This is a genomic window from Chryseobacterium sp. MYb328 (assembly GCF_037572595.1).
Classification (GTDB): Bacteria; Bacteroidota; Bacteroidia; order Flavobacteriales; family Weeksellaceae; genus Chryseobacterium; species Chryseobacterium pennae.
In genome coordinates, this window is the sequence record NZ_JBBGZQ010000010.1 from 154,378 (window position 1) to 164,664 (window position 10,287).

A 10,287-nucleotide genomic window follows, 5' to 3' on the forward strand; every position below is an offset into this window, starting at 1 on the left:
ATAAGCAATAACGCATATTTTTCACCCATAGGGATAAAAAAGTCAATTTTATGGAAATAAAGGGAAGAGCTGAAGAAAATAAAATTTGTCCATTGGAAGTCGCCGTTAATACCATTAGTGGAAAATGGAAAATTCCCATCGTTTGGCAGATTAATGAGGGAAAGAAACGCCCCAGTGAATTTTTGCGTGGAATTGCGAAAGTAGACCGAAGAGTTCTTAATCAGCAGCTCACAGAAATGGTTGAAGATGGTATTCTTACGAAACAGTCTTTTAATGAGCTTCCTCCCAGAGTTGAATATACTCTGACTGAACTTGGGGAGAAGTTGGTTACCATTCTGTGGCAGTTGAATGATTGGGGAAAACTGTTGATTCCTGAAGGTGATAATGTGTTGGAAAACGCAAAGACGCAAGATTACTATGAATAGGCTGTATTATTAAGGCGCAAGGATTTATCTATGATAAAGTTGAATACTGCTGAATAATCGTCACGGATGCACGAATAGTTTAATGTCCATTTATCATCTATATTTCTATGTGGTTAAAAAAGATTGAACTGCATAGAAACATAGATCTTAGAGCTATTTTATTTTAATATGAACCTTCGTGTATTCATGGCTAAAAAACACTTGTAAATCCTTTTGTTTCTTAGCCCTTTCCAACAAAACCAAAGATGGGCCAACTCACAGTTTCAAAATCTCACAAAAATTCTCATATTTGTAACCGAATCAAAAAAACACCGTGAAAAAAATTACATTAAGTTTCATCATTATTCTATTGGCCATAAGTTGTGGTAAAGAAAAGCCAGGTGGCAGACTTTCAGAGGATACTGATAAGCATGAACACCTCATCGCAGAAAATACAACAAAAATCCATCAAGATAAAAATACCATCAAGGAAAGATTTTCTCCCCCCAAAGATTATCAGTGGCAGGAAGAAAAGCCTGATTCTTTCGGATATTTTATTGAAAATTTTAAACTGAAACCTTATGGAAGTCAGATTTTAAGATATGATGGTTCTCCTATTTCCACACAGCATCTTCATGAAGCTGTTTTTGATATTGATACCGGAAATAAAGATCTTCAACAATGTGCAGATGCAGTGATCCGCCTGAGAGCTGAATTTTTATACAAAATAAAAAAGACAGATGATATTAAGTTTCATTTTACCAGTGGCCATCTTCTCACTTGGAATGATTATAAAAACGGAACAAGAGCTTTCGTTAATGGTAATGCCGTAAGCTTCAGAAAAACGGCAGGATTTGATGATTCTTATCAGGGTTTCAGAGATTATCTGGACCTCATCTTCAATTATGCGGGAACTATTTCACTCAATAAGGAAACCCAACCGGTGTTAAAAAGCTCTGATTTAAAAACCGGAGACATTCTGATCACTCCGGGAAGTCCGGGACATGTGGTTTTTATTGCCGGAGTTTGCCAGAATAAGGAGGGCAAAAAATTATTTCTATTGAGTGAGGGATTCACACCAGCTCAATCTATACATCTGTTATCCAATCCTTTTCAGAAAAACATTTCGCCATGGTATGATCTTGATGTGAATGCTTCAGAGACTAAAACCGCGCGGTATATTTTTAAACCGACAAACTTCAGAAGCTTTTAATTCTATATATTCAAAACTATTGAAAAGTTACTACGATTATCTGAACTTGTTTTTGTAAATTTGTGTTCGAAATTTTTTACTAGATGAAAGAGAGTGCTGTAAAAAAGATTGCAGTTCTTACTTCAGGAGGAGACTCTCCAGGTATGAATGCAGCATTAAGAGCGGTAGTAAGAACCGCCAATTACTATAATATTGAATGCTACGGAGTAAGGGAAGGCTACAATGGCCTTATCAGCAATGATTTCCTGAAAATGGGAGCCCGTTCCGTAAAAAATATAATCAACCAAGGTGGAACAATTCTAAAGTCTGCCAGATCTACTGAATTCAGAACCAAAGAAGGCCGTCAGAAGGCTTATGATAACTGCGTAAAGCTAGGTATCGAAGGATTGGTATGTATTGGTGGAGACGGAACTTTTACTGGAGCCAAGATCTTCAATGAGGAATTTGGAATCAGAGTAATCGGTATTCCGGGAACCATCGATAATGATATTTTCGGAACAGATAATACAATCGGATATGACACTGCGCTGAATACTGCTATGGAAGCGATTGACAAAATCCGTGATACGGCAACATCTCACAACAGAGTTTTCTTTGTAGAGGTAATGGGTCGTGATGCTGGCTTTATTGCTTTAAACAGTGGATTGGCAACAGGTGCTTTGGATATTTTAATTCCTGAGAAAAAAGACAGCACGGATGATCTTTTTGAGAAATTCAGAAAAGCTGAAAAAACAGGAAAGTCATCCAGCATCGTAGTGGTAGCTGAAGGTGAAAAACTGGCCAATGTTTATGAACTGGCAGAAAAAACAAAACAAATATTTCCTGATTATGACATTCGTGTAGCGGTTTTGGGACATATGCAAAGAGGAGGATCTCCTAGTTGTGCAGACAGAGTACTTGCCAGCAGATTGGGATATGGTGCTGTAGTAGGATTAATGGAAGGGCAAAGCAATGTAATGGCAGGAATGCGTTCCAATGATGTGGTGTATACACCTATTGAAGAAGCCATTAAAAAACATAACGAAATCAATAAAGATTTAATGTTGATTTCAGAAATTTTAGCAATCTAATTATTTTTATAAATCTAATAAAAACAAACTATTATGTCAACAATTAAAGTAGGTATCAACGGTTTTGGTAGAATTGGACGTCTTGTTTTCAGAGCAATGACTGAAAGAGACAACATTGAAGTTGTAGGAATCAATGACCTAATCAATGCAGAATACATGGCTTACATGTTAAAATATGACTCTGTACACGGTATTTTCCCAGGTGAAGTTTCTGTGGAAGGAAATGATCTTGTGGTAAACGGAAAAAAAATCAGAGTAACTGCTGAGAAAGATCCAAGTAACCTAAAGTGGGACGAAATTGGTGCAGATTACGTAGTAGAATCTACTGGTTTATTCCTTGATAAAGACAGTGCTGCAAAACACATTACTGCTGGTGCTAAGAAAGTAATCCTTTCTGCTCCTTCTAAAGATGATACTCCAATGTTCGTAATGGGAGTAAACCACAAGGAACTTACTGATGATATCAAAATTTTATCAAACGCTTCTTGTACTACAAACTGTTTAGCTCCTTTAGCTAAAGTAATCCACGATAATTTCGGAATCGTAGAAGGTTTAATGACTACTGTACACGCTACAACAGCTACTCAAAAAACTGTTGACGGTCCTTCAATGAAAGACTGGAGAGGTGGTAGAGCTGCTCTTAACAACATTATCCCTTCTTCTACAGGTGCTGCTAAAGCGGTAGGAAAAGTAATCCCTTCATTAAACGGAAAATTAACAGGTATGTCTTTCAGAGTACCAACTGTTGACGTTTCTGTAGTAGATTTAACAGTGAGAATTGAAAAAGCTGCTTCTTATGAAGAAATCTGTGCAGTAATTAAAGCTGCTTCTGAAGGTGAATTAAAAGGTATCCTAGGATATACTGAAGAGGCTGTAGTATCTCAGGACTTCGTAGGAGATAAGAGAACTTCTATCTTCGACAAAGATGCTGGTATTATGCTTTCTCCTAACTTCGTGAAACTTGTTTCTTGGTATGACAACGAAATGGGTTACTCTAACAAGTTAGTTGATATGCTTGTACACGCTGCTTCTTTATCATAAGTAATGAGCGATAAGTAATATAAAGCCTTCCCGATGGGAAGGCTTTTTTGTTCAGTCCTCACTATAAATTTATAAATTAAACAAAGAATAACCGATTGCAATTCCTATCCAGGGTTTTTTATTATAATTCCATTTTTCTGCCTCATCTCCTATTGCATAATCCCACCCTAAAAACCCTGCAAAATTTACTTTATTATAAGAATAGGCAATTCCCAATCCTATACTGGCTAACCCTTTTATTATTTTTCTATCATTAGGGAGAGGATCTACAGAAGCAGAGGTATTATTACTATTAAGCTCAACAACAGAAGAACCGACAAATGTACCTAATGTTAATTTATGATTATTTGTTACACTTCCAACCTTATCTCTATAAAAAAAGCTGGACATACCAAAAGAAATTCCCCCAAATAGATTGGCATTTAAGCTTGCTGAAGAAAATTCTTCTGAAACATTTGGTTGCTTAAACCTGTATTTTATTGGTACTGTAAATGCTGAAACTGTTCCTTCAATGAAATAAAGACTTAACTGATCCCGATTCTTAAGCTGATAGTAATAAATATTATCCTTTTCATCTTTTTTACAGCTATTTTTATTAGCTATAATTTTGTTATCATCAAACTTAACATATCCCCAAAAGCCACATTTAGCAATCTCACTTCTTTTAACAGTTAAAGTTTTATAAAAGGCTGTGTCAACTTTAATTTCTCTTGTTACAGTTTGCAATACACTATTAATTGAAATTTGTTCACTAATTTTAATCATGCTTTCAGGAACATAAATCTGTTTAATGGAATCTAACTCACCTTTACTCCATTTGTCAAACTTTACTGAAACATCCTTTTTTAATAAAATCTCACCTTTCGATGCCGGGATATGATACACCCTCTTAAAACTCTCTTGTGCTGAAGCTACGACTCCTAAAAGTACTAGTAATATTAAATATTTTTTCATGGCTATTTTTTAACACAAATTTCAAAATTCAATGAATACAAGTAAATTACCCTTTTGTGGTATTTTTTAATAACTTAAAACAGATCAATTCCTCATTAAAAAAGATATTAACGGTATTACTGACAAATCTCACCACAAAACTTCGGTGTAAAACTTGTACTTTTATAGATAAAGGAATGAACAATGATACAGCCACGGTTTAAAGATGCGCCTCATTTTAAAAACTTTTGGGAAAAAGGTAACGGAAAACAGCTTATTGAATTTTCCGATGCCGAGATAAGCTTTAAAGATTTTGAGAAATATGCTCCTTTCTTTTATCATGTGGATGAAGCCGGAGATGATGTTGTAAAGGATGTTTATTTCACTAAAAAATTCCATGAAGCATCGAGAGAGATTGAAGGTTATATCCGGAATGGCGTTTCTGAAAATGATAATATCCCTGAAAGTGTAAAAAAACTATTCTCTGAAACCCAGAAAACTCCTGACTGGCTGGATTATAATTTATTAAAAAGTGGTGCTGAACTCTGTATGCGAAGTAATCTCGATTCATTAATTTCCTTAAGAGATTACTGTCTGATCGGAGGATATGATTATGCTTATCTCAACAAACCTCTCATTGTTACAGAAGCATTGAAAAAAGGAGCTGTGAAGCGTCTTTCAGAAACTTTGGATTTCTGGGTAAATGCTACCCGATATAATGCATTGGAAATTCATGCTAAAGGCTACGAGTTTGCTATCAAAACCCGCCTGATCCATTCCTACGCAAGACTTTCCATTAAAAAACATTATAAGGAATGGGATACAGAAAACTGGGGTGAACCTATTAATTCCTGGGATATGATGGCAACCTACATTGGTTTCAGTTTAGTTTTTCTGCATAGCCTTCAGAAATTAGGAAATACTTTTTCTCCTGAAGAGGAACAAGGAATTTTCCACCTGTGGAAATATGTGGGCTATCTTCTCGGAATTCCGGAGCAACTTCTTCCTGATGATAAAAAGCAGGCTACAGAATATTTTTATTTATGGACTTCCATTCAGCCGTCAGCAGATAAAGATTCTGTTCTTTTAGCTCATTCTTTATTAGATGAATCTTTGGAAAATCCTATTTTAAAATTTGAATTCCAAAGAAAAAATTTGCGATACCTTCACATCTGCTGTACCTGGTTTCTGCTGGATGATGAAGTTTGTAAAAGACTACAAATTCCTGAAGTTTCTAATAAACTGTTATTTCCAAAATCAAAAATACTTTTCAATAGAATTTATGATCGTCTTGTAAGTAGGGATTCAAGGATAAAGAGAGGAAATAAAGATCAGATGAAAGTTTTGAAAGACTATCTGAACATCACCAAAAATTCAAACTTTCATTAAAATTAGTTTTTAAGGAACAGGAAACCATGCTCATCTGTAAATTGATATCTCTCAATTCAATTGAAACAAGATGTAATATTTACAATTGCTCATTTCTGTTAGCTATCCGAAGAAACTTTTCTGCTCATGAAATTCCAGATCAGATACATTCCCCATAAAATAAGCCAGACACCAATGACAGCACTGAAAAAAAATTCCCTGATGGAAGGATGAAGATAATTCGGTTTGTAGAACAGACGGTCAAGGGTTGCAAATTTATCCTTTAGGTCCTTTCTTTCATAGGTATTTCGTATTCCATTCAAAGGTTCCTGCCGATGGTCCCGGTAATAAAAGACATCTTTCGTCAGGTTTTTCGGAACGATCTGCGTTTCTATATGATATTTTTTTAAAAGGACATCCAGTTTCTGAAACGAGGCAAGTAAGGAATCCTGACTGTATTTGTAAAGCAAATTGTATCTTTTAATCGCATTTTGATACTGCTGCTTCTGCTCAGGAATATCATGTAATGGAAAAAACAAATATTTATTTTCAAGAAAAACACACATTTTATCGTCGTAATCAGGATGTACGACCACTCCTTTAAATATAATTTGAGTACTATCCCCTATCTTCTTTTTAGAAATAATCCTTTTTTCCAACTCCTTGGTATCAAGTCCAAGAATGTCAAGCACCAATCTTGCTTTGCTGTTTATTTTTTCGTGATTGGCATTCAACATTGTTAGTGTGTCAATACTGTAATAACTAGATTCTGTTGTGTAATAATCCATATTGCCTGGATCATAATACAACGTATCTCTCTGTTCAATCACTGGGTAAGGTTTGGGATATAAAATATTTTCGGGATTAAAGAGCTTCTCTGAACTGTAAGAAGTATAGTTGTATAAAAAAGGTTGTAAGACATTCAGCAGCGTTTTATCTTTATTAAGATCCTTTTCAGGCAATTCGGTTCGTAATTTGGCATTTAGCCCCAAACTATAACTGATGAAAAAGGTCAGGGATGAAAAGGACACCAATAGAAGGATAATGCCAATCCCCAATTTTTGTGAAAGCGTATTTCTTTTTTTGGAATGATTTCTAAGAAGAAAAATAATAAAGAAAAACAAAAAAAGACCGGATATGAAAACGTGAGAAATGGAAACATCATCGTAAAATTTAAACCTGTAAAATTCCGTATTATCATAAATTTCCTGAAGACCTTCAAACTTTACATATCCATATATAAAGTAAGCCAGATGGATAACAGCTAATACAGCAAAAGATTTAATCAGAAATAATTTTAATTTTCTGTCCATAGCATAATCTTTAAAAGAATGTTTTAAGATAAGCTTTTTTTATAGTAGATAAATTGTAAAGACTATAACTCCTAGAAATCATCCGGTTCAATATAACTTCCATCCTCACACTTCCTGTTTCCAACCGTAACTTTCTTATCTTAAATTTATGTTTTCAAGCCTCTTCAAGCTTGCATTCACATCTATCTCGTTATGAAGAACATCAGCTCTAAAATTTTATCATTTTTTAACTCTAAAAACCGGTTTCACAGAGAAATAATATTAGTTTTTGATTGAGAAATTATGTATTTTTGAGAAATTATTTTAATAGAGATGAGTAACATTGATGATAAGAAAAAAGCACTCGCGTTAGTGCTTGACAAGCTAGATAAAACATACGGAAAGGGAACAGTAATGACTTTAGGGGATAGTGCTATAGACAGTACTATAGAAGTAATTCCTTCCGGATCTTTAGGATTAGATATCGCATTAGGTATAGGAGGATATCCAAAAGGAAGAATCATTGAAATATATGGACCTGAATCTTCAGGTAAAACAACATTAACCCTTCACGCAATTGCTGAAGCTCAAAAAGCTGGTGGTATTGCTGCATTCATTGATGCTGAGCATGCTTTCGACAGAACATATGCTGCAAAATTAGGAATCGATTTGGAAAACCTTATCATTTCTCAGCCGGATAACGGGGAACAGGCTTTAGAAATTGCTGATAACCTGATCCGTTCAGGAGCTATTGACATTGTTGTTATTGACTCTGTTGCGGCTCTTACTCCAAAAGCTGAGATTGAAGGGGAAATGGGGGATTCTAAAATGGGACTTCACGCAAGATTGATGTCTCAGGCATTAAGAAAACTTACAGCTACCATTTCAAGAACGAAATGTACTGTAATTTTCATCAATCAGTTAAGAGAAAAAATTGGAGTAATGTTCGGTAACCCTGAAACTACTACCGGAGGTAACGCTCTTAAATTCTATGCTTCTGTAAGAATTGATATCAGAAAAGCAAGCGCACCAATCAAAAATGGAGATGAAGCAATCGGAAGCCGTGTGAAAGTGAAGATTGTGAAAAACAAAGTCGCTCCACCTTTCAAACAGGCAGAATTCGATATTATGTATGGTGAAGGAGTTTCTAAAGTAGGAGAAATTCTTGATACTGCAGTTGATATGGGAATTGTGAAGAAAAGTGGTTCTTGGTTCAGTTATGAAGAATCTAAACTAGGCCAAGGGCGTGATGCTGTAAAAGATGTCTTAAAAGACAATCCTGAACTTGCCGAGGAATTGGAGAACAAGATCAAAGAAGAGTTGAAAAACAAATAGTAAATAAAAAACGGTCTGAAAAAATTCAGACCGTTTTTATTTTATAGATATTTCTTATCCAGTAATTTTTCCCTGTAACTGCATTGCTCCTGCAACCTGCATTCCTACTGTAAGCGTTTCAAATCTCATATTTTCTTTGTTCACAAAAGCATCAACTGTGAAGAAGTTTTCCATTTCCGGATTGGTAATCAGCCTTAATTTCAGCATATATCCTTTTACACTTCCATCCTCCAATACTTCAGTTTCTTTAATGTCGAGTACCTTACCAATAAAATCAATACATCCATAATCTGGAAGGTCCTGACTTGGCTTGTATGCAGTAAACTCTTCATCAGTCTTTGTACCGTCCGGTAAATCAAAACTTTCATGAAGATCTAAAACGAAAACAATCCCACTGATCGTAACATTTAATTTATTTTGTGTAAAATATTTATTTTTGTTTTCTGCATAATCTGTAGGAAAGAACCAAAGTCCAAAAGTATCTCTCGCAACTCCACCTACAATAGCTTCATTATGATCCACATTTTCCCATTCACGAATTTCTTTTGTTTCAAAATCAAGAGAGAAATTAGTTTTTACTTCCGGATAAATACCATTAAAATCATCTGAAATAATCGTTCTGAACTTTATATCTCCAAATTCTGTATGCTTAGCCTTTTCCTCTGCATCAATCTCATCTACTCTGCATAAAGCCATGGTTTCCATTAAATATTGAGCAAATTTCTCCTGAGTCTGGAAATTCTGAAACCCAAAAATTCCACCCCACATATTCGCTAGAGAATGAACATTCGATTTCTTCAGAATAATTCCTGCTTCATTTATACTTTCAGGACTTTTAATTTCATGCTTGTTTGTGAAGTAATCTTTACCATCCACCAACTGAGTATTCATAATCTCATTATTTTCTTCATGAGAGAATCCTGCAAAACCTTTAAACGTGACATTTTCATTCTCAAAAACATAAGGTAATGCAATTTTACCTTCTTCAGAATCATTAAAGTGATATGATAATGTAATTGCTTTAAGATCTTCGGGATTCATAGCCAAAGCATGATTTCCATCATCATTAAACTGAGAATGGTATAGAACAGCATATGACTTTATCTTCCCTTCTTTCAGTTCACTTTCAAACTTCTCTTTCATGTTACTAAGCACCACCTGTGGTGAAAGCCCATAAGTAGGATCTGTAACCATATAAGCAAATCCCTCTACTTCGCCATTTTCTTTTTCAAATGCTGAAATTGGGGCAAAATCTCCTCTCAGTTGAAGTGCAATAGAATACACGATATAATCACTATAAATCTTGACTTTTTCATATAATTCATTTACCTTTTTCTCTTCTACAGCGTGTGACTGCACTGGCATTTCCGGAATGGTCTCTACTATTTCCTCTACTTTCTCTTCTGCTATTTTCTCCTCTGGCATTTCTTGCTGCTGAACCGGAGTACTGACATTTTCCTGTCTGTTATTTTTCTTCTTAAAAAAATCAAAGATTCCCATATTGTTGTTAAAATTGGCGGTAAATATAATAAAAGCTCACAATAGGCCCATCATAAAAAAAATGCCATTGTGTCAGTTTATCCTTGTTTTTTTTTGAGAAATTTTAAAATAAATTCGGCGGAGCCAAAGGC

Annotated in this window: 9 protein-coding genes; 6 read left to right on the forward strand and 3 right to left on the reverse strand. The window is 34.9% G+C overall.

The window, feature by feature from the left end:
* Positions 1 to 50: 50 nt before the first annotated feature.
* The 4 genes from WH267_RS12200 (at position 51) to gap (ending at position 3,728) form a co-directional block, all read left to right on the forward strand.
* On the forward strand, positions 51 to 425 hold the full coding sequence (locus tag WH267_RS12200) for a winged helix-turn-helix transcriptional regulator (protein ID WP_115973598.1): 375 nt from the start codon (positions 51 to 53) through the stop codon (positions 423 to 425).
* A gap of 313 nt (positions 426 to 738) precedes the next feature.
* A complete protein-coding gene (locus tag WH267_RS12205) occupies positions 739 to 1,617 on the forward strand; it encodes a DUF4846 domain-containing protein (RefSeq protein WP_340008538.1) in 879 nt (292 codons plus the stop codon).
* 83 nt (positions 1,618 to 1,700) lie between these two features.
* Positions 1,701 to 2,687 (forward strand): 6-phosphofructokinase, encoded by a 987-nt coding sequence (gene pfkA, locus WH267_RS12210; RefSeq protein ID WP_115974004.1) that lies wholly within the window; start codon positions 1,701 to 1,703, stop codon positions 2,685 to 2,687.
* A gap of 33 nt (positions 2,688 to 2,720) precedes the next feature.
* Positions 2,721 to 3,728: a type I glyceraldehyde-3-phosphate dehydrogenase gene (gene gap, locus WH267_RS12215; RefSeq protein WP_115974003.1), complete on the forward strand. Its 1,008-nt coding sequence runs from the start codon at positions 2,721 to 2,723 to the stop codon at positions 3,726 to 3,728.
* Positions 3,729 to 3,797: 69 nt separating this feature from the next.
* On the opposite strand, the gene WH267_RS12220 is transcribed toward gap, so the two are convergent.
* Complete coding sequence (locus WH267_RS12220; RefSeq protein ID WP_340008540.1) at positions 3,798 to 4,682, reverse strand: hypothetical protein; 885 nt, start codon at positions 4,680 to 4,682, stop codon at positions 3,798 to 3,800.
* Positions 4,683 to 4,865: 183 nt separating this feature from the next.
* On the opposite strand from WH267_RS12220, the gene WH267_RS12225 reads away from it, so the two are divergent.
* Positions 4,866 to 6,050 (forward strand): oxygenase MpaB family protein, encoded by a 1,185-nt coding sequence (locus tag WH267_RS12225; protein ID WP_340008542.1) that lies wholly within the window; start codon positions 4,866 to 4,868, stop codon positions 6,048 to 6,050.
* 98 nt (positions 6,051 to 6,148) lie between these two features.
* On the opposite strand, the gene WH267_RS12230 is transcribed toward WH267_RS12225, so the two are convergent.
* Positions 6,149 to 7,342: a hypothetical protein gene (locus WH267_RS12230; RefSeq protein ID WP_340008544.1), complete on the reverse strand. Its 1,194-nt coding sequence runs from the start codon at positions 7,340 to 7,342 to the stop codon at positions 6,149 to 6,151.
* A gap of 312 nt (positions 7,343 to 7,654) precedes the next feature.
* Here WH267_RS12230 and recA point away from each other — a divergent pair, with 312 nt between their 5' ends.
* Positions 7,655 to 8,656, forward strand: a complete 1,002-nt coding sequence (gene recA / locus WH267_RS12235; RefSeq protein ID WP_115973915.1) for a recombinase RecA — start codon at positions 7,655 to 7,657, stop codon at positions 8,654 to 8,656.
* 54 nt (positions 8,657 to 8,710) lie between these two features.
* Here recA and WH267_RS12240 read toward each other — a convergent pair whose 3' ends face one another.
* Complete coding sequence (locus WH267_RS12240; protein ID WP_340008546.1) at positions 8,711 to 10,156, reverse strand: hypothetical protein; 1,446 nt, start codon at positions 10,154 to 10,156, stop codon at positions 8,711 to 8,713.
* Positions 10,157 to 10,287 lie beyond the last annotated feature (131 nt).

What these genes read in the sequence shown, in the direction of transcription:
- pfkA (WP_115974004.1), top strand. Translation starts at nt 1,701, where the DNA reads ATGAAAGAGAGTGCTGTAAAAAAGATTGCAGTTCTTACTTCAGGAGGA.
- WH267_RS12240 (WP_340008546.1), bottom strand. Translation starts at nt 10,156, where the DNA reads ATGGGAATCTTTGATTTTTTTAAGAAGAAAAATAACAGACAGGAAAAT.
- WH267_RS12200 (WP_115973598.1), top strand. Translation starts at nt 51, where the DNA reads ATGGAAATAAAGGGAAGAGCTGAAGAAAATAAAATTTGTCCATTGGAA.
- WH267_RS12220 (WP_340008540.1), bottom strand. Translation starts at nt 4,682, where the DNA reads ATGAAAAAATATTTAATATTACTAGTACTTTTAGGAGTCGTAGCTTCA.
- recA (WP_115973915.1), top strand. Translation starts at nt 7,655, where the DNA reads ATGAGTAACATTGATGATAAGAAAAAAGCACTCGCGTTAGTGCTTGAC.
- WH267_RS12230 (WP_340008544.1), bottom strand. Translation starts at nt 7,342, where the DNA reads ATGGACAGAAAATTAAAATTATTTCTGATTAAATCTTTTGCTGTATTA.
- gap (WP_115974003.1), top strand. Translation starts at nt 2,721, where the DNA reads ATGTCAACAATTAAAGTAGGTATCAACGGTTTTGGTAGAATTGGACGT.
- WH267_RS12225 (WP_340008542.1), top strand. Translation starts at nt 4,866, where the DNA reads ATGATACAGCCACGGTTTAAAGATGCGCCTCATTTTAAAAACTTTTGG.